This is a genomic window from Psychrobacter sp. TB20-MNA-CIBAN-0197, assembly GCF_040309765.1.
GTDB lineage: Bacteria > Pseudomonadota > Gammaproteobacteria > Pseudomonadales > Moraxellaceae > Psychrobacter > Psychrobacter submarinus.
The window spans coordinates 1-242 of sequence record NZ_JBEOPC010001263.1 but is presented as its reverse complement, the minus strand read 5'-3'; the positions used below and the strand labels follow the sequence as shown (position 1 = coordinate 242).

The window sequence follows — 242 nt, the reverse complement described above, 5'->3', positions numbered from 1 at the left end:
CAGCCGCCCCAGCTGACCGGCGGCGCGGTAATGGTGCTGTAGGCGAACAGCGGCAGCAAAAACAACGTCGCCCCGAGCATGCTGCCCAATGCCGACAAACGGCTGTCCAGCCCACCGGCCTGATCCAGCCAGCGCCGTGCGAGGAATCCGGCAAAGCCGTAGCAAGTGGTCGCCAGCAGGCAGGCGACCGCGCCCATCAGCAGTTGCAGATCGAAGGCTACGGGACCGGCACGCGTCAGCAC

At 66.9% G+C, this 242-nt stretch carries 1 protein-coding gene; it reads right to left on the bottom strand.

Annotation, left to right across the window (positions count from 1 at the left end):
* Window positions 1-242, bottom strand: a 242-nt coding sequence (locus tag AAEY83_RS18020; RefSeq protein ID WP_351061428.1) for a hypothetical protein, incomplete at both ends; no start/stop codon positions are given.